This is a genomic window from Lysinibacillus sp. CTST325, assembly GCF_054665055.1.
Window position 1 is genome coordinate 40,664 of the sequence record NZ_BAAFHO010000019.1, and the last position, 18,885, is coordinate 59,548.

At 37.4% G+C, this 18,885-nt stretch carries 16 protein-coding genes and 1 riboswitch; of the genes, 11 read left to right on the plus strand and 5 right to left on the minus strand.

The window, feature by feature from the left end; genetic code table 11:
• Positions 1 to 389 precede the first annotated feature (389 nt).
• From ACYQ73_RS25650 to ACYQ73_RS25660, 3 genes are all read right to left on the minus strand, one after another.
• On the minus strand, positions 390 to 704 hold the full coding sequence (locus ACYQ73_RS25650; RefSeq protein WP_460015038.1) for a DMT family transporter: 315 nt from the start codon (positions 702 to 704) through the stop codon (positions 390 to 392).
• Positions 704 to 1,057 (minus strand): DMT family transporter, encoded by a 354-nt coding sequence (locus tag ACYQ73_RS25655; RefSeq protein WP_370083149.1) that lies wholly within the window; start codon positions 1,055 to 1,057, stop codon positions 704 to 706. Before ACYQ73_RS25655 ends, ACYQ73_RS25650 begins: the two co-directional genes overlap by 1 nt.
• Positions 1,058 to 1,122: 65 nt before the next feature.
• Positions 1,123 to 1,701 carry a TetR family transcriptional regulator gene (locus ACYQ73_RS25660; RefSeq protein WP_460015039.1) on the minus strand — a complete coding sequence of 193 codons (579 nt, stop codon included), beginning with the start codon at positions 1,699 to 1,701 and terminating at the stop codon, positions 1,123 to 1,125.
• A gap of 146 nt (positions 1,702 to 1,847) precedes the next feature.
• Between ACYQ73_RS25660 and ACYQ73_RS25665 the strand changes: the two genes are divergently transcribed.
• The 4 genes from ACYQ73_RS25665 to ACYQ73_RS25680 all read left to right on the plus strand — a co-directional run bounded on the left by ACYQ73_RS25665 (position 1,848) and on the right by ACYQ73_RS25680 (position 5,734).
• Positions 1,848 to 2,018 carry a hypothetical protein gene (locus ACYQ73_RS25665; protein WP_460015040.1) on the plus strand — a complete coding sequence of 57 codons (171 nt, stop codon included), beginning with the start codon at positions 1,848 to 1,850 and terminating at the stop codon, positions 2,016 to 2,018.
• 69 nt (positions 2,019 to 2,087) lie between these two features.
• Positions 2,088 to 3,254, plus strand: coding sequence for an endonuclease Q family protein (locus ACYQ73_RS25670; protein WP_460015079.1), 1,167 nt, complete (start codon positions 2,088 to 2,090; stop codon positions 3,252 to 3,254).
• A gap of 161 nt (positions 3,255 to 3,415) precedes the next feature.
• Positions 3,416 to 5,038: an S-layer homology domain-containing protein gene (locus tag ACYQ73_RS25675; protein ID WP_460015041.1), complete on the plus strand. Its 1,623-nt coding sequence runs from the start codon at positions 3,416 to 3,418 to the stop codon at positions 5,036 to 5,038.
• Between the two features lie 294 nt (positions 5,039 to 5,332).
• The gene (locus tag ACYQ73_RS25680; RefSeq protein WP_460015042.1) at positions 5,333 to 5,734 is read left to right on the plus strand and encodes an ion channel; all 402 of its coding nucleotides are present in this window, start codon (positions 5,333 to 5,335) and stop codon (positions 5,732 to 5,734) included.
• A 19-nt stretch (positions 5,735 to 5,753) separates the two neighbouring features.
• Here ACYQ73_RS25680 and ACYQ73_RS25685 read toward each other — a convergent pair whose 3' ends face one another.
• Positions 5,754 to 6,041, minus strand: a complete 288-nt coding sequence (locus ACYQ73_RS25685; RefSeq protein WP_132364200.1) for a DUF2653 family protein — start codon at positions 6,039 to 6,041, stop codon at positions 5,754 to 5,756.
• Positions 6,029 to 6,502, minus strand: coding sequence for a hypothetical protein (locus ACYQ73_RS25690; protein WP_049667815.1), 474 nt, complete (start codon positions 6,500 to 6,502; stop codon positions 6,029 to 6,031). The genes ACYQ73_RS25685 and ACYQ73_RS25690 overlap by 13 nt, the downstream gene beginning before the upstream one ends.
• A 285-nt stretch (positions 6,503 to 6,787) precedes the next feature.
• Between ACYQ73_RS25690 and ACYQ73_RS25695 the strand changes: the two genes are divergently transcribed.
• The 7 genes from ACYQ73_RS25695 to ACYQ73_RS25725 all read left to right on the plus strand — a co-directional run bounded on the left by ACYQ73_RS25695 (position 6,788) and on the right by ACYQ73_RS25725 (position 18,845).
• Entirely contained in the window at positions 6,788 to 7,801 is a 1,014-nt protein-coding gene (locus ACYQ73_RS25695) for a YdcF family protein (RefSeq protein ID WP_460015043.1), read from the plus strand.
• A gap of 59 nt (positions 7,802 to 7,860) precedes the next feature.
• Positions 7,861 to 9,147, plus strand: coding sequence for an SEL1-like repeat protein (locus ACYQ73_RS25700; protein ID WP_460015044.1), 1,287 nt, complete (start codon positions 7,861 to 7,863; stop codon positions 9,145 to 9,147).
• A 586-nt stretch (positions 9,148 to 9,733) separates the two neighbouring features.
• Complete coding sequence (locus tag ACYQ73_RS25705) at positions 9,734 to 11,023, plus strand: protoglobin domain-containing protein (protein ID WP_460015045.1); 1,290 nt, start codon at positions 9,734 to 9,736, stop codon at positions 11,021 to 11,023.
• A 270-nt stretch (positions 11,024 to 11,293) separates the two neighbouring features.
• Positions 11,294 to 12,682 (plus strand): protoporphyrinogen oxidase, encoded by a 1,389-nt coding sequence (locus tag ACYQ73_RS25710; RefSeq protein ID WP_460015046.1) that lies wholly within the window; start codon positions 11,294 to 11,296, stop codon positions 12,680 to 12,682.
• A 125-nt stretch (positions 12,683 to 12,807) separates the two neighbouring features.
• Positions 12,808 to 12,906, plus strand: a riboswitch (SAM riboswitch).
• Positions 12,907 to 12,994: 88 nt separating this feature from the next.
• Complete coding sequence (locus ACYQ73_RS25715; protein ID WP_460015047.1) at positions 12,995 to 14,842, plus strand: bifunctional homocysteine S-methyltransferase/methylenetetrahydrofolate reductase; 1,848 nt, start codon at positions 12,995 to 12,997, stop codon at positions 14,840 to 14,842.
• Positions 14,835 to 18,266: a methionine synthase gene (gene metH / locus ACYQ73_RS25720; RefSeq protein ID WP_460015048.1), complete on the plus strand. Its 3,432-nt coding sequence runs from the start codon at positions 14,835 to 14,837 to the stop codon at positions 18,264 to 18,266. The genes ACYQ73_RS25715 and metH overlap by 8 nt, the downstream gene beginning before the upstream one ends.
• 78 nt (positions 18,267 to 18,344) lie before the next feature.
• Positions 18,345 to 18,845: an N-acetyltransferase family protein gene (locus ACYQ73_RS25725; RefSeq protein ID WP_460015080.1), complete on the plus strand. Its 501-nt coding sequence runs from the start codon at positions 18,345 to 18,347 to the stop codon at positions 18,843 to 18,845.
• Positions 18,846 to 18,885 lie beyond the last annotated feature (40 nt).

The following is an 18,885-nucleotide window of genomic DNA, read 5'->3' on the forward strand; positions in this document are numbered from 1 at the left end:
AATTACGAACTATATCTAACTTTGTTTAATCGAGGGTATTTTCATGCTCATTCCCACTGCGCCCTTTTTAGTAAAATGAGAAAGTTATTGATGCCACTACGTTAATATTTCGCTTACGCACAAAAACTCATTTTGCTAATTCGTTTTATAATTATTAATTAGAGTGGAGACTGGGCGACTCCTTGGGGATCAGCGATAGAGGAACGAAGGCTAAAACCATCACGTCCTGTGATAACGCCTTCGTGACCAACATCGTGTTGGCCTAAGCGGCTCATCGGACGCCCCCAGGAAAGCGCCCAGTCGGAACGGAGATCAACCTCTCACTTTGCCAAAAAGCCATACTAGGCATTAGCACTCACTCACAATACTTTGAATTAAAATAGAAAAAATTAAGATACCGCTTTTAATCCTGCCACACCAATGATAATGGCGATAATACTAATAATTCGAGTCAGGTTTTTAGATTCACCGAAGAATATAATATTCACGAGAACAGCACCAACTGTACCAATACCAACCCAAACTACATAGGCAATGCTTAACTGTAAATAGTTAAAGGATGCATATAATAGCACAAAGGACGTCCCGAAGCCGCCTAGATATATTAATAAATTTCGTATATTTTTTTCCTGACTATAAAAGCGTAAACCTACAACACCGACAATTTCCGAAATTGCAGCTAATAAAACAAGTATCCAACCCATTATGCATTAGCTCCTTTCTCTTCAACATGATCTTTTGAAGGGTTATCAGCTAAATTAAGACCAATAACACCCAGTACTAAAATAAACATGAAAATTCCTTTAATAGCATTAAACTCACCGTCAAAAATAAAAATATCCATTAATGTAGTACCAATTGTACCGACCCCAGCAAAAGTCGCATAAACCGTTCCTGTAGGTAGGTTTTCACAAGCCTTTGATAAGAAGTGAAAATCCAATGCAATGAGGGACACAATAATAGCCCAATGCCACCAGGAATCGGCAACATTAAAACCAAATATCCAAAACAATTCAAACAAACTAGTTAATCCAACATAAATCCAATCTTTTTGCATAGTTAAATTCCTTTCTATCATTATGACTGACATTCAGTCATTTTTAGTGTAAAAGAGAACGTCACTTATGCGTGACGTAAATCGAGTGCATGATGTAAAAAGTCAAGGAGTTCAAGCTTTTGAAGTCTAATTGTTTCTTCTTCACTGTCGTCGTACAAATAAATTTGTTCAGCGGCAGATTCTACTAGACCGATTATAAGTTTAGAAGAACGAGTAGTATTTAGAGAAGCGCGTATCGTTCCTTGTTGTTGAGCTTCATCTAAGAAATGATTCATCCATTCGTAATAGGGAGCATATATATTTTCCCATTCTTTCATATGCTCAGTTTGGGTAATACCAGCATAGATAAGTGCAAAAACATCTCGATATTTCTCTGTTAGAGAAAAAACAATATCTACTACTTTTTCTAGCTGCTTTACAAAAGGTTCCTGTTTTGAAATACCATCGTTAATAGCAGCAATAATTTTCTCAACCATAACCTTTGCAATTGCCGGCATAACAGAAAGACGTGATGGGAAATAAAGATAAAATGTTCCTTGCGCGATACCTGCAGCTTTTACGATATCTGAAACCTTTGTCTTTTCAATTCCTTTTTCACGGAAAACTTCAATTGCAGCTTGAATAATTTTCTCTTCTTTTGACATGAAATCCCTCGCTTTTGTCCTACTTATTTAATATGTTACAAAATAGCTGAAACAAAGTCAAAGAAAATGACTGACAATCAGTCATTTTTTCTGTGTATATATGTTTTTTATTTGGGGAACTTTATTCGTGAAAGGATTTGATGAAAATGGAAGAGATAAAGATTGCGCAATTAGATCAACAACAGCTTGAAAAACTTAATGAGCTAGAAAAGAACATTGGAGTGACATTAGTGGCATATGACTCTTCGACAATGCCATCACAGGGCTCGGGTGCTTTCGAATCAAACAATAGTACTCACAGCAATCATTCATCATAATTAAGAATAAAATGCCTTGCAGCAATGTGAGGCTTTTTTATTTCATTTAAAAATAGGAGGGAGACAATGATGCAAGATTTCTATGCGGATTTACATATTCATATAGGACGTACTTTAAGTGGACGTGCTGTTAAAATTACTGGCAGTAAAACGTTAACGTTAGCCAGAATTTTAGAGACGGCAAGTGCAAGAAAGGGACTAGATATTATCGGGATTATTGATTGCCATTCACCAGAAGTAATGGATGAAATGGCAGAGATGATGGAACAAGGAGAACTGAAGGAGCTAGAACAGGGAGGGCTTCGTTTTCAAGAAACAACACTTATTCCGGGTACTGAAATGGGAATCTATGATCATCATTGCCTTGGACCAATCCATGTACTTGCCTATTTTCCAACACTTCTGCTTATGAGGGAATTTTCAAATTGGATGTCTAATCATATGAAAAATATTCATTTAAGCTCTCAGCGCATTTATTGTGATGGTCGAACATTGCAGCAAAGGGTTCATAAGTTAGGCGGGCTTTTTATTCCTGCGCATGTTTTTACACCATTTAAAAGCTTATTTGGTAAAGGCGTGTATTCTAGTTTAACAGAAGTATTTGACCCTCAGCTTATAGATGCGATAGAGCTTGGTTTGAGCTCCGATACCGAAATGGTGAGTAACATTAAAGAGCTGCAAGCATATACATTTGTCAGCAACTCTGATGCTCATTCACTTGGAAAAATGGCACGTGAATATCAAAAATTAAGACTATCTAATGCAAATTTTACAGAATTAAAGATGGCGCTTCATGAACAGCAAGATCGAGCAGTGACAGCCAATTATGGCTTAAATCCTTTGCTTGGTAAATATCATGAGACTGTCTGCGCGAAATGTGGTGAGCAGCTTAGCAATTCGGCAACAATCTGTACAAACTGTTTAAGCACGCAAATTATAAAAGGTGTTGCAACACGTATTAAGGAGCTTTCAGAGCAAGTTACAGATAAACGACCGCGACCACCATATATTCACCAAGTACCACTAGACTTTATTCCAGGATTAGGGCCAAAAATGATGGAACGATTAGTACAAGCATTTGGTACAGAGATGAACATCTTGCATCGAGTTACACTAGAACAACTCGAACAAACCGTGCCGCACAAAATTGCCAAGATGATCGATTTAGCAAGAACGGGGCAATTAGCAATCGAAGTTGGTGGTGGCGGCATTTATGGAAAGGTTCAACTGGAATAAATAATGATTTTTAGCTCATCACCAAAAGTCGTGGATGACATTTGTTAAAACGTATGAAATCAACCTCACGTTATGGTGATAATCTCAATTTGCCTTATTCAACCCATTTTTATCCTATTTATATTAAAATAGTAATTAGTGAAAATTGGAGGAGTGGGTGTATGCAATTATCAAAGAGATTTCGGTTTTTAGCGGCTAGCGTTCTGGCATTACAGTTAATAGTACCGATAAGTGTAAATGCTGAGGAACAAAGAGACTACATAGCGCCAAGTTGGGTAGTTCAAGCAGATTATGTAGCTCTGGGTGATTCCTTAGCACATGGTATGAATGAGGTTGGTATCATCGGGTTAGGTTACACAGATTTTGTTGCACAAGCTTTACAGCAAGATGGTTTCATCACTTCTTATAATAAAGGGTTTGCATATTCGGGCTATACAACGAAAAATGTATTAGAAGATATACAAAATAATATGGAAAAGCCAGTGGTAGGATTCGGTTATCAAAGTGAGAAGGTAAAGCTTCGCACATCGATTAAAGAGGCTGAAATTATTACTCTAACCGCTGGTGCCAATGATTTAATACCTATTTTAGAAGAGTCTCAGACAACTGGTATTAATGCAGCTGCGATGGCAAAAGCTTCCCAAGAGGCAATAAAAAATATTGCTGCTATTTTAGAAGAAATAAAGAAGCTTAATCCGAATGCTCAAGTTTATGTCATGGGTTATTATAATTCATTTCCGTACTATAGTGAGGACTTACAGACACAATTTAAAATGCTACTAAAGGTTATGAATACGACGATAAAAATAACTGTTGAAAAAGCGGGTGCCGTTTTTGTACCGACATACGATATTGTCGCAAAAGATATTCCAAGCTATTTACCAAATCCTGAAAATATCCATTTAAGTGAAGCAGGCTATTTAGCTGTAGCGAACGAGGCATTTTTACCAGCGATTAAAGCAAGTTCTTTATGGGATGTATCAAAAACGATTCAAGCAAATATGAAAGATAGTAAAACTGTAAAAATTAGCTGGCAGAAAGCGAGAGATAATGTAGGTGTCACTAGTTACAACGTTTATGTAAATGGTAAGCTAACATTTACACAAAATGCTGAGATAACGGCGATAACCTTGGATAATTTAACAGAGAATACAGCATACACGGTAGCAGTTAAAGCGATTGATGCAGCTGGTAATGAAAGTGTTCAAAGTCCATCAGTTACTTTTACTACCAGGAGAACTTTAAGCTTTACCGATATAGAAAATCATTGGGCAAAGGAGCATATTCTGATGGCCGCTGAAGAAGGTATTATGAAAGGTTACGCAGATGGTACGTTTAGACCTGAGCAAAATGTTACTCGTGCACAGGCTACTACGATGCTTGTTAGAAGTCTAGGTTTAACGACGAAGGAACAGACACCATTTACAGACATCTCAAGCTATGACGTTGGAACTCAGTCAGAAATTGCAGCAGCTTATGCGTATGGGTTAATTAAGGGAACAGATGGGAAGTTTAATCCAGGACAGCCAGTTACTCGCGCTCAATTAGCATTAATGATTAATCGTGCCTATGAATCTCAACAAAAGCAACATTATGCTGTAAAAGGAAAAGCACCATTCTCTGATATTGCCTCTTACAAAGAAGAAACAAAGCATGCAATAACGATGTTGTATGAGCTTGATATTGTTAGAGGTAACGAAGGGGAATTTTCACCCGAGGCTCCTACAAAGCGTAGCCATGCAGCGAAAATATTTGTGAATTTTAACAGTCTATTAAAGAAGTAAAATAATTTAAGGTAGAGATTGTAAATAGAAATCTCTACCTTTTGACGTGTACATATGTTATTTTTATTGCGATGAATATCTAGTACAATTTAAGAGTTGATTATCAAAAGTTGGAGATGGCAATTGTTAAAATATATACCATGTTGATAAGTTAATTGGAGTGGAGGCTGGGCGACTCCTTGGGGATAAGCAACAAAGCTCCCAGCCGGAACGGAAATCACCCCCCCACTATGGCGATGAACCAAATTAGAATTGTAATAATGCTGAAGTGAAAATGGATCAAAGGAGAATGCGATGCTGTCATTTATTTTATCTGCGAAAAGATTGTTAGTAGGCATGTGGAAGTCATTGAAGCGTCCACAATTTCTATCTTTGTTTACAACATTATTTTTTATCATTCTTTCAGGAACTATGTTTTATAGAGGGACGGAAGGGTGGCATTGGCTGGATGCTATGTATTTTTCAGTAGTGAGTTTAATTCCAACTGGTGTTGAGACTGGACTGTATCCTACTAGTGATTTTTCAAAGATATTTACAATGATTTATTTAATTATTGGAACAGGCGTCATGTTTATTACGCTAATAATGCTTGGCCGATCAATAGTCGATTTTTCGATTGAGGAAGAAAAGAAAGAACTAGCAAAAAAAGTCTTGGAAATTAATAAAGCAGATCAATCAATCTCAAAGATTGATTGATCTGCTATTCTTTACTTATTTACGATAGTTTAGCAATAATGCCTTCCTCATCGTCTAGGACAAGTTCGATGCCTGTTGAAAAAGGATCACCATGGAGGACATCTTTAATCCATACACGTAGTGCGCCGATCATTGCTGCTGTATCGAACATTTCGATTTGACCATTTACTTCAATTTCTGCACCAAAGCCTGTGTCATCATCGTATGTTAGTTCTACAAGTACATCCTCAGGACGGATGTTTTTATAGTAGGACTGTGATAAGCAAATTGCATTTATAATATCTTGCTCATTAATTATTTGTGCCATTGTGCTTCCTCTTTACGCTTTTTATCTTTAAACATATTAACAATTTTTACGACTAGCATTACGATAACCATGATGGCTGCAACGTTAATTAATAAGCCTAAAATATTACCGAGCATACCCATACCACTGAAAAGACTTCCGAATAATAAGCCAGCTAAGCCACCAAGCATTAAGCCTTTCATAAGGCCACCTGAGAAGAAGCCACCTTTCTTAGCTGTTGAATCCGTTTTGTTTGTAGAAGTTGTATTGTTTTTATTTGTTGTTGCATTATTTTGGTCTTTAGTTTTATCCTGGGATTTTTGGAAATTTGAGTTATTGTTATTGTTATTGTTTGAGAAACCTTTTTTACCTGACTTATAGGATTTAGCTTCTGCAGTTGGTGTATCTGAGATGAATAATGTTGCACCAACAGACGCAAACATAAGTGTCGCTGCAAAAATAGCAGCAAGAATTTTTTTCATTACTTGTATTCCTCCAATATAATTTTTAGTTTTGTCATAAACTAATTTTACATGAACCATCTTGAAAAACAAAATAAACGCTTCCATCAATTTAGATATATCAATAAATTTGAACAAGAAGTGTCAGTACTCATCACTAAATATTGGACATGCATGACTTATAAGGATGGCGTATATCGCTGATTGTAGTAGAGGTTGGGCGCCGCTCCCTATTCATAACGGAATCAATCCCCCGTTATGATGATAAGCCTTAAAAAGGGTATATAAATAGAAAGGAGAGAGACGATGATTTCAACATTAGCACTATTAATTTCAATTTTTTTACTGTTATATATAACGGAAAAAAGACGTTTTATTAATGCAGTAGTTCTTGGCCTTTTAGGGTTGTTTATTTTAAGCACAATAATTAGTCATCCTGTATTTCTCCCAAATGAGCAGGGGATTGTGTCGAAGATGGGTATAGTCATAATACTAGGAAGCTTCCCGAGTATTATGTTTATTTTATCGATAGCTACGTTTTTTAATAGTAAAGTTTTACTTGAAAAAGAAGGCCGTAAAGTTCGTAATCTATTGTTAGCTGTTTTTGGCTTGAGCTTTTTTATCATGATGATTTGGTATGTATTTGTGATTTTTACGAATATTGACCATGAAATTTGGCATATTCTTTTCTTCTATGCGTTTTTAGTTTTTGGCTATACAATGTTTTTATACACAAGCATAATGGCCTATGCCACTCTCTATCATTTTACGCCGATTTTTTATGAGCCTAACTATATTATAGTGCTAGGGTCAGGACTAATTGGAGATAAGGTGCCACCACTTTTAGCTAGCCGTTTAGACGAGGCAGTAAAGCGATTTCGAAAATATGGAGAACGACCTTACATTATTGTCTCAGGAGGACAGGGGCATGATGAAAAAGTATCAGAAGCATATGCCATGAAAAAATATATAGTTGACGAACATCAAATACCCGCTCAACAAGTATTAATGGAAGATCAATCGACAAATACTGAACAAAATATGGCATTCTCTAAAAAAATTATGGATAAGCATGCTCAAGGAAAAAAATATCGATCCTTATTTGTAACAAATAATTTTCATGTTTTTCGTGCAAGTATTTATGCCAAAAAGGCGAAGCTTAATGCACAAGGTGTTGGTTCGAAGACAGCCTTTTACTATGTACCTAATGCATTTACTCGTGAATTTATCGGTTTATTAGAAATGTATAAATGGATTCATGTCACTGTCTTTTTGTTCATTACATTGTTTATTGGATTAATCTTGAGAGCATATGTGTAACCAATTCAGAACTGTCTTCCATATAATAGTGGCAAGATAGAGTGTAAGGGGGGAAATGAATGTATGGGCAATTTTTAGCAAAAAAAAATAAAGAGCGAATTGTATCTCTGCAAATGCTCACGCAAACACAAGATACATGGTTTGCGCAAAACATTAATTTAATAACAGTCGAACAAGTACAATTAGCAACCTTGCACAAAATACTATATCAAGTTGTGCAAGGACTGTTGAAAAAGAAACAACAACGACACTTACAAATTATCCATCCAGAACAGGCAAAGTCAGTACAAGAGAATGTGCTAACGCTTTTAGCTGAATATGATGATTTACTGCGTGATGCAATTCCACTCCCTATCTATATTTTTATTTGGCAAATTTCTTCACTGGAGAGGTTATCTAATTGCAATGAAGTTGTTGATGATGTACTTGATATATTGGAATGGTATTTTATTCACCAAAATGAACAGGTTGAGGCGTTTGACGAAGAAGATCTAGATCATGAGGAAATCATTGACTTATACAAAGATGCGATTGAAGAACAGGATGCAGATGCACAATTTCAGCTTGGAGAATATTATAGTGCAATTGACGGCGAATATTTCCGACCAGAAAAATCAATAAAGTGGTTTGAGTTAGCCGTATCACAAGGAAATGCCGATGCACAATATGCACTTGGTAATTTTTATTTTGAAGGTCTAGGTGTTCAAGAAAACTATAATAGAGCTTTTTTATTGTATGAGGCTGCAGCAAAGCAAGGGCATCCAGATGCTGCAAATAATTTAGCGGATATGTATTTTAACGGTGAGGGAGTACCAGAAAATTTGGTACTTGCGAAGAAGTGGTTCGACTTCGCTGCACAACAAGGTGTGGCAGAGGCTATGTTTACCCTCGGAATTATTTATGAGCAGGGATTAGGAATCGACAAAAATGAGGAGCAAGCATGTAGCTACTATAGAAGATCTGCTGAAGCAGGCTATGTCGAAGCGCAATACAGGCTTGGAGGAATCTATTTAGAGGGACGGTTAGGGCAACCTAAAGATGTGAACCGTGGATTATATTGGTATGAAAAAGCTGCAGAGCAATATCATGTCGATACCTTTTATGATTTGGGCTTTATTTGGAGCCAAGGGTTAACAGGTATACGAAATATTGAAAAGGGTATTCATTGGTTTAAACAGGCTGCTCTTCAAGGAGATTCGGAAGCTAAATTACAATTAGGGCACATATACAATAAAGGAGAAGGAATAGCTAGAAATATTAAAGAGGCTATAAAGTGGTATGGACTTGCAGCAGAAGCAGGAAGTGAGGAAGCTGCAATTTTACTGCAAGAATTGAAAGGAATGTGAGTATTTTTTATTAAAAAATAATAGGTGTTTAGAATCGATTATCAACACTTTTCGGCTAGGTCGTAGGTTTGTTTTTTTGGTGCAATATATAGGTTTATATAACTATATGGAATTGATTGTAAAAATATTAATATAATAAAGCGTAATTACTGCAAACTAAAACAAGGAAAAAATAAGCAAAAAAAAAACAGAGATGATGTAAATTGGCTACCCGAAAGTATTGTGGTAGCTTTTTTGCTGCTTTAGATAATAAGTAAGATAACAGGGACTTTTTATACAATTTAAGGTAAAAAATGTATATTTAAAAATTGACAGCTATTTATAAAATGTATAATGTATATGAGTGATTTTGAAAGAGTAGTCAGTAGCAATAGCAGCTAGTAATAAGGTTACCATTTTTAGCTGATTGTAGCCCGTAACAGAATCAGCGTCATAAAAGGGGATAAATAATAATGGTTAACTACTAACCTGATGGCTTATCACTAAAAGTAGGGGATGAACCTTCCTAAGCTCTTATATTTTTGGTGGACGGAATTAGATTTTTCTCAGCTTTTCAAAAGTACACAGCATGAAAGAGGGTAAATGTGTGATCTTTCAAAAACAGAGAAAGACAACGGCGTTAGATTTAAAGCAATACATTGTAAAAATGGATTTAGCGAATTGCCATTCAATAAAAAAGCAAATTGATTTGCTCAAATTGACAAAGCGAGATTTACAATATTTAAGAGCCTTTCAACCTTTTGTAGAAGGCAGTATTGATAATATTGTTAATCGATTTTATGAAATGATTGGAACTGAACGTAGTTTAGTAGATATTATTAATAGACATAGTTCCGTGGAGAAGCTGAAAATTACATTACGACGTCATATTATTGAAATGTTTAGTGGTACGATTGATGATGAATTTTATCAAAGACGAATTAAAATTGCTAAAGTGCATGTCCATATTGGGCTTAAAACACAATGGTATATTTGTGCGTTCCAAGATTTAACAGCGTCATTTATTGACTTGGTTGAAGAACATGTTAATCATCCAATGGATCAGCTTAATACAATTCGAGCTATCTCAAAAATTTCTAATTTTGAGCAACAATTGGTTTTAGAGGCGTTTGAGCACACAATTGAGCAACATCATGAAAAAATGGAACGTAGAAAAGAAGCGATAGAGCAAGAAATCGTGGAGTCTTCGGAAGGTCTTGCCACAATATCTCATGAAACGAACAATTCATTTCATCGCTTAAGTGGACAATCAGAGGAAATTAAACAACTAGCGAAAAAATCACTTCAAGTGTCGACTATGGCTGAGAGTCAGGCATTAGAAGGTCGTGAACGGTTAAAGAGTCAATCGCAAAATATGAGTAATATTATTTATTCGCTTGATGATATAGCGGAAAATATTGCACAGTTGACAGATATGTCAAAGGAAATGGAATCGATTATGAACGTTGTGACAAATATTGCTAATCAAACGAACTTGTTGGCTTTAAATGCGGCAATAGAAGCGGCTCGTGCTGGAGAAGCGGGCAAAGGCTTTAGTGTTGTTGCAGATGAAGTGAGAAAACTATCGATTCAAACAAAGGAATCTGTCACATCGGTAGCAACGTTACTACATAAAACGAATGAACGGACAGATAAACTTGTTCATTCGCTTAGTAATATTCAAGAAGAGGTAGCCTCTGGTGAGGAAAATATGGTTCAAACGGAAGGACAATTTACTAACATATTAGAAGCTATGACCGAGGCTAAAGACCAAAATGGTCAGATGGAAAAAGAAGTACAAGCAATAGTAGAAGTACTAAGTGAATTAGGTATTGCCTTTAACGAAGTGAAAAACTCAGCTGGAAAACTAGCTAGCTTTGCACAAAATTTAAATTAATTTAGAGAAAAGCAAAAGGCAAAGAAAATTGTTGTTTCCTATTTTGCTACACACTTTAAGGCACAAATAACACTATATTAACTGTTTATATATAATTTCCGTTATGGAGATAAAAGCCTCTAGCGAATATAGGCTATTTGAATATGAAAAAAATGGAGCTGTCCAATGTGCTGGATAGCTCCATTTTTGCTAAATTTGTAAAGGGTTGAACGTAATTTTCGATAAAAAAAGTTTATACTAAATAAAGAACTAAAAATAGGGGCGGTTAATATGAAAACAGTTGTTGTATTAGGTGGCGGAATTACGGGATTGTGTACGATGCATTATTTACAACGCCAAGTTCAGGAGAAAAACTTAGATGTAAAACTTGTACTTGTTGAAAAAAATACATACCTTGGTGGCAAGCTTCACTCTGCATATGAACAAGGATTCATCATGGAAACTGGAGCAGATTCTATTGTAGCGCGTCATAAAGGTGTCATGGAGTTAGTAGAGGAACTAAATTTTGAACAAAATCTTGTGTACAACGAAACAGGTATTTCGTATATTTACACAAATAATGAGCTACATGCCATCCCAGCAGACTCAACGTTCGGTATTCCTATGAGCTTACAATCTCTTGAGGAAAGCACGCTTGTATCAGAGGAAGGTAAAAAAGAAGCATTAAAGGATTTAACAATGCCGAATGAAAGGTTTACAAAGGAAAGCTCGATTGGGGAATTTTTAACGTATTATTTAGGTGAGGAGCTTGTTCAAAACCAAATAGCACCGGTACTTGCAGGTGTATATTCTGGAGATTTAAATCAACTTTCAATTGCTTCCACTTTACCGTATTTAATTGATTACAAAAACGATTACGGTAGTATTATTAAAGGTTTCGATGCAAACAGGGAACAATTTGTGAAAGCCGCTAATAAAAAATTTATTTCATTTAAAAATGGTTTATCATCACTAATTGATCGACTTGAAGAAACGTTAACGGATGTAGAAATTATAAAAGGGATTGCCACTACTAGTGTTAAAAAGCAGGAGAATCTATACGCTGTTACGTTAGCAAACGGTAAAATGATTGAAGCGAATCATGTTGTATTGGCACTGCCAAATGAAGCGGTACAAAGCTTATTACAGGATGAATCTTTGAACGGCTATTTTGAACAATTTAATACTGCATCCGCCATTACGATTTATTTAGGATTTGATGTTCCCGATAATAGATTACCAGCAGATGGAACAGGCTATATTGTGTCACATAATTCGGATGTTATCTGTAATGCAGCAACGTGGACAAGTCGCAAGTGGAAACACACTTCAGCAGAAGGGAAATTACTTGTACGACTTTTTTATAAGAGCATTAACCCTGAGTATGGGAAATTGCGTATGATGTCGGATGAAGAGTTAGCAGTTGTAGCTCTAGAGGACGTAAGAAAAAGCTTGGGGATTGAGGAAAAACCAACTGTAGTTGACGTGACAAAATGGATCGACCAGATGCCGAAGTACGACTTGGCACATCGTGAAGCGTTGCAAGGTCTCTTACGAGAGCTCGAGAAAAACTATCCAAATTTATCAATAGCGGGATGCTCTTATTTTGGGGTAGGCATAGGTGCATGTATTCAAAATGGTAAAAAAATTGGTCAGGAGCTTGTAGAAAAACTATCGTAATTGTTTGATATAAATCAAAATATTATAAATTTCGTAAAAATTATCCTTCGTTCAGTGAAATAGTCTTGACTCTATCGTTCGTAAACGATATGATTCTTTTAATTATTTAAAAAATTCATACTAAATTCTTATCAAGAGAAGCAGAGGGACTGGCCCTATGAAGCTTCAGCAACCAACTTATTGTCAGGTGCTAAATCCAGAAGACCGTGTGTCGAAGATGAGAAGGAAAACAATTACGAAACGTAAAAGCCTTCTTTTTTTATGAAAGAAGGCTTTTTTTATTTTAAAGATTAAGGAAGAGAGGTTAGTTTTATGGGATTGCTTGAAAGGTTAAAAACGCATGTTCTTACAGCGGATGGTGCAATTGGTACGGTTTTATACGGCTATGGCTTGGAGTACTGTCATGAGGAAATGAATGTACAGAGACCTGAATTAATTGAAAAGATTCATAGAGAATATATTGCAGCTGGTGCTGATATTATTCAGACGAATACTTATGGGGCTAATGCCATAAAATTAGCCCGCTATGGGTTGGAGTCTCGTGTACAGCAGTTTAATGAAGCCGCTATAACGATTGCAAAACGTGCAGCGGCAGATGGTGAACAATTTGTCTTAGGTACTATTGGGGGAATCCGTGGTATTCGAAAAAGTGATGCAACGTTAGAGGAAATTTTAGCAACCGTTGATGAGCAGGCAACTGTTTTACTTGCAGGAAATCCTGATGGCCTTTTACTTGAAACATATTATGATTTTGAAGAGCTAACGGCGACTTTAACAATGCTACGAGCTAAAACGAAATTACCGATTATTGCTCAAGTTTCTATGCACGAACCAGGAATATTACAAAATGGAATGAGCTTAAATAGCGCCTTACATAAACTTGAAGCGTTAGGTGCTGATATCGTAGGTGTTAACTGTCGCTTAGGCCCTCACCATACTATCCAAGCATTTGAAGGAGTAGAGCTTCCTGAGAAGGCATTTATGTCAGCGTATCCGAACGCCTCTCTTCTTGATTTGGAGGATGGGCGTGTCGTTTATGAGTCGGAGGCAGATTATTTTGGTCGAGCAGCTGTAGAGCTTCGTGATCAGGGGGTACGTTTAATTGGTGGCTGTTGTGGTACGACTCCAAAGCATATTGCTGCAGCGAAAAAGTACTTAGAGGAGCTATCCCCGGTTGAGGAAAAGTATGCAAAGCCAGAAAAAGTAGAGGTTGTCCGTGAGGCAGAGCCAGCAAATTATGAGCCATTACATGAAAAAGTAAAACGTGAACGCTCGGTTATTGTGGAGTTAGATACACCAAGACATTTAGAAATTGAAGGCTTTATTGAAGGGGCAAAAAAAATATATGAGGCGGGCGCAGATGTAGTCATGATGGCCGATAACTCTCTTGCTTCTCCAAGAATTAGTAATGTCGCAATGGGTGCCTTACTGAAAGAAACGCATGGGGTACGCCCGTTAACCCATATAACATGCCGAGATCGTAATTTAATTGGTCTTCAATCACATTTAATGGGACTAAATGCACTAGGGATTCATGATATTTTAGCAGTTACTGGAGATCCGACAAAGGTAGGCGATTTCCCAGGAGCAACTAGCGTTTATGACGTCTCCTCAATGGAGCTAATCCAATTAATAAAACAGTTAAATGAGGGTGTATCGTTCTCAGGGAAACCGCTTCGTAAAAAGGCGAATTTCTCTGTAGCGGCTGCATTTAATCCTAACGTACGTGTATTAGATCGCGCTGTCTCTCGATTAGAAAAGAAAATTGAACATGGGGCAGATTATTTTATTTCACAGCCTGTTTATTCAAAGGAAAAAATCGTGGAAATTTACGAGGCGACAAAGCATTTAGAAACACCAATTTATATAGGCATTATGCCAGTAACGAGCTATAAAAGTGCAGAGTTCTTACATCATGAAGTGCCAGGCATCAAACTATCTGATGATGCGTTAGCACGTATGAAGGTTTGTGGCGATGATAAGGAACGCGCAACACTAGAAGGAATTGCAATTGCTAAAGAATTAGTAGAAGTAGCAGCGGAATATTTCAATGGTATTTACCTCATCACACCATTTTTACGCTACGATATGACGCTAGAATTAATGAAATTTATTGAGCAATTGGATGAACAGAAAAAAGGGGTAAGTATAAATGGCTAAGCACATAATTGAAGAGCAACTAGAGAAACGAATATTAATTCTTGATGGCGCAATGGGAACAATGCTACAAAATGAAAATTTATCGGCAGAGGATTTTGGCGGCGAGGAATATGATGGCTGTAATGAAAATCTTGTGCTAACTAGACCAGATGTGCTTGAAAAGGTTCATAGCAAATATTTAGAGGCTGGAGCAGATATTATTTGTACAAATACATTTGGAGGTACACCACTTGTATTAAATGAATATGATCTAGGTGCGAAGGCAGAAGAAATTAACAAACGTGCTGTAGAAATTGCTCGCAAAGTAGTAGATGAGTTTTCAACATCCGATTGGCCACGTTTTGTAGCGGGAGCTATGGGACCAACTACAAAAACCTTATCGGTTACAGGTGGTATTACATTTGATGAGTTAGAGGAAAACTTCTATGTTCAAGCAAAGGCATTAATCGAAGCCGGAGCGGACGTTCTGTTGCTAGAAACTAGTCAGGATATGTTGAATGTTAAGGCAGGAACATTGGGGATATCTCGTGCTTTTAAGGCAACTGAAAAAGAGCTTCCCGTGATGATATCTGGAACAATTGAACCGATGGGAACGACACTGGCCGGTCAAACAATTGATGCTTTTTACATTTCCATCGAGCATATTAAGCCATTGTCAGTTGGCTTAAACTGTGCGACTGGACCAGAGTTTATGACTGATCATATTCGTTCACTAGCAGAGCTTTCAACAGGCTATATTAGCTGTTACCCGAATGCAGGCTTACCGGATGAGGAAGGCTGCTATCATGAGTCCCCTGAATCATTGTCACAAAAGCTAAAAGGCTTTGCGGAAAAGGGCTGGCTAAATATTGTCGGAGGTTGCTGCGGTACAACGCCAGCACATATTGCAGCTATCCGAGAGGTGCTAAAGGACAAAAAGCCTCGCCAATTACCAGATGCTACACATGGTCATGTAGTATCAGGAATAGAGCCATTAGTGTATGACGACTCTATGCGTCCATTATTTATTGGAGAACGGACAAATGTCATCGGCTCTCGTAAGTTTAAAAATTTAATTATTGATGGGAAGTTTGAGGAAGCAGCAGAAATCGCGCGTGCTCAGGTGAAAAATGGAGCACATGTGATCGATATTTGTTTAGCAAATCCTGACCGCGATGAATTAGCGGATATGCGTGGCTTTATGCAGGAGGTTGTAAAAAAAGTAAAAGTACCTCTTGTGATCGATTCGACAGATGAAAAAGTAATTGAGGAAGCACTTAAGTTTTCTCAAGGGAAGGCTATCATTAATTCTATTAACTTAGAGGATGGCGAAGAGCGTTTTGACGCAGTTCTACCGTTAGTGAAAAAATATGGTGCCTCTTTAGTTGTAGGTACAATTGATGAGCAAGGCATGGCAGTTGATCGACATCGCAAGCTAGAAATTGCTGAACGTTCATATAAATTGTTAACAGAAAAATGGGGAATTGCTCCTGAAGATATTATTTTTGATCCATTAATGTTCCCAGTAGGTACAGGAGATGAGCAGTATATAGGCTCGGCACTTGAAACGGTAGAAGGAATTCGCCTTATTAAAGAAAAAATGCCACGTACATTAACGGTGCTCGGGGTAAGTAATATTTCATTCGGATTACCACCAGTAGGTCGTGAAGTACTGAATGCCGTATATTTATATCACTGTACACAGGCTGGTTTAGATTATGCAATTGTTAATACGGAGAAGCTAGAACGTTATGCATCCATTCCTGAGGAGGAAATTAAGCTAGCAAATGATTTACTCTTTAATACGAATGATGAAACTTTAGCTGTCTTCACAGATTTCTATCGTGATAAAAAGAAAGAAAAAACAGAGGAGGATATTCCGAAAACAGTAGAAGGTCGCTTAGCCTACTATATTTTAGAGGGTACAAAGGAAGGGCTTATTGAAGATTTAGATGCGGCTCGTGAAATTTTCGAAACACCACTTGAGATTATTAATGGGCCTTTAATGGATGGAATGGCAGAGGTTGGCCGTTTATTTAACGATAATCAGCTGATCGTAGCAGAGGTATTACAATCAGCAGGGGTTATGAAGGCAGCAGTAGCCCATTTAGAGCAATTTATGGAGAAAAGTGAAGAGAGTGCTGGTAAGGGTAAAATGGTACTTGCTACTGTAAAGGGCGATGTGCATGATATTGGGAAAAACCTTGTCGATATTATTTTAAGTAATAATGGCTTTAAGGTCATTGATCTGGGTATTAAAGTAACGCCTGCCCAATTAATAGAAGCGATTCGCAAGGAGAAGCCAGATTTCATCGGGCTTTCAGGCTTACTTGTAAAATCAGCACAGCAAATGGTTATTACAGCTCAGGATTTCAAAGAAGCGGGAATTGACGTACCTATTTTAGTAGGGGGAGCAGCATTATCCCGTCGCTTTACTGAAACAAAAATTGCTGGCGAATATAATGGACCTGTCATTTATTCAAAGGATGCGATGCAAGGATTAGAGCAGGCAAATCGGCTAATGGGGACAGATACACGTGCAGATTTCTTAGCTGAAATTAAGGAATCTCGTGAAAAACGCTTAGAGGCAGACGAAAAAAGAGCGGCTCGCCCTGTAAAAGAAGTAATTATAAAGCCTGTGCGTACAGTAAAGGAAGCGTCTGTCTTTCTTCCAGCTGATTTGCGACGCCATGTAAAGAGAGACTATGCTGTTTCGCATTTATATCCATATGTTAATATGCGGACATTACTTGGACATCACCTAGGTTTAAAGGGTCAAGTACAGCAGCTGCTTGATGCGGGCGATGAAAGGGCAACAGAGTTAAAAGATTTAGTCGACGAATATTTACAAAGTGACCAATTGAAGCCGTCGGGTGTGTATCAGTTTTTCCCTGCTCAAGCAGATGGGGATGATGTAGTCGTTTATGATCCAGCAGATAGCAAAACAGAAATTGAACGATTTACCTTCCCTCGTCAGCAAGTTGAACCGTTTTTATGTCTTGCAGATTTCCTGAAAACAGTAGAAAGCGGTGAAATGGACTATATTGCCTTAATGGTGGTAACAGCAGGACAAGGAGTTATGGCGCAGGCTCGTCAGCTAAAAGAGGAAGGGAAATTCCTCGAAAGTCATGCATTACAATCTACAGCCCTTGAGCTAGCGGAAGGTTTCGCGGAACGTATGCACCAAGAAATTCGTGACCAGTGGGGCTTCCCAGATGCGACAGATTTTACAATGCGTGATCGTTTCGCGGCTAAATATCAAGGACAGCGCTTTTCATTCGGCTATCCAGCATGTCCGAACCTAGAGGATCAAGAGAAATTGTTTGGCTTATTAAAACCGGAGGACATTGGTGTGCATTTAACCGAAGGCTTTATGATGGAGCCAGAAGCGTCTGTTTCAGCAATTGTCTTTGCACATCCTGATGCTCGATATTTTAATGTGTAATGCTTGAAAAAGTAGTAAAATCTTATGTAATAGTAGCAATTATGCCGAGGCGTAATTGATGGTTGGGACGTGAGCATGCTGATTCGATTCATGGAAGAGAAAGATTTACCCGAGATTTTAAATATTTACAATGACATTATTTTAACGAGCAAAGCTGTTTATCGATATGAAACACAATCATTAGAAGAAAAAAAACAATGGTTCAAGGAGCAGCAAATGCTCGATAATCCATTGCTTGTCTTTGACGAGAATGGCACAGTAGCCGGCTTTGCAACATATAGTCAGTTCCGTCCATATCCAGGTTATAAGCACACAATGGAGCACTCTGTATATGTGCATAAGGATCATTACCAAAAGGGGATAGCGTCACAATTAATGCAAGAGCTAATTCGAACTGCCAAAGAGCAAGGTGTGAAGACACTCATAGCGGGCATTGATGGTGAAAACATCGGAAGTATTAAAGTACATGAAAAACTAGGTTTTGAATATGCAGGTACAATTAAAAATGCAGGCTATAAATTTGAACAGTGGCTAGATCTTGTATTTTACCAGCTACAGTTAACTGGACCAAAAGCGTAGAGAGGGTATGGCATGTCACATTTGCGATGAAAGTAAGTTG

Coding starts and splice junctions, on each gene's coding strand:
- ACYQ73_RS25650 (WP_460015038.1), bottom strand. CDS start 704: ATGGGTTGGATACTTGTTTTATTAGCTGCAATTTCGGAAATTGTCGGT.
- ACYQ73_RS25655 (WP_370083149.1), bottom strand. CDS start 1,057: ATGCAAAAAGATTGGATTTATGTTGGATTAACTAGTTTGTTTGAATTG.
- ACYQ73_RS25660 (WP_460015039.1), bottom strand. CDS start 1,701: ATGTCAAAAGAAGAGAAAATTATTCAAGCTGCAATTGAAGTTTTCCGT.
- ACYQ73_RS25665 (WP_460015040.1), top strand. CDS start 1,848: ATGGAAGAGATAAAGATTGCGCAATTAGATCAACAACAGCTTGAAAAA.
- ACYQ73_RS25670 (WP_460015079.1), top strand. CDS start 2,088: ATGCAAGATTTCTATGCGGATTTACATATTCATATAGGACGTACTTTA.
- ACYQ73_RS25675 (WP_460015041.1), top strand. CDS start 3,416: ATGCAATTATCAAAGAGATTTCGGTTTTTAGCGGCTAGCGTTCTGGCA.
- ACYQ73_RS25680 (WP_460015042.1), top strand. CDS start 5,333: ATGCTGTCATTTATTTTATCTGCGAAAAGATTGTTAGTAGGCATGTGG.
- ACYQ73_RS25685 (WP_132364200.1), bottom strand. CDS start 6,041: ATGGCACAAATAATTAATGAGCAAGATATTATAAATGCAATTTGCTTA.
- ACYQ73_RS25690 (WP_049667815.1), bottom strand. CDS start 6,502: ATGAAAAAAATTCTTGCTGCTATTTTTGCAGCGACACTTATGTTTGCG.
- ACYQ73_RS25695 (WP_460015043.1), top strand. CDS start 6,788: ATGATTTCAACATTAGCACTATTAATTTCAATTTTTTTACTGTTATAT.
- ACYQ73_RS25700 (WP_460015044.1), top strand. CDS start 7,861: ATGTATGGGCAATTTTTAGCAAAAAAAAATAAAGAGCGAATTGTATCT.
- ACYQ73_RS25710 (WP_460015046.1), top strand. CDS start 11,294: ATGAAAACAGTTGTTGTATTAGGTGGCGGAATTACGGGATTGTGTACG.
- ACYQ73_RS25715 (WP_460015047.1), top strand. CDS start 12,995: ATGGGATTGCTTGAAAGGTTAAAAACGCATGTTCTTACAGCGGATGGT.
- metH (WP_460015048.1), top strand. CDS start 14,835: ATGGCTAAGCACATAATTGAAGAGCAACTAGAGAAACGAATATTAATT.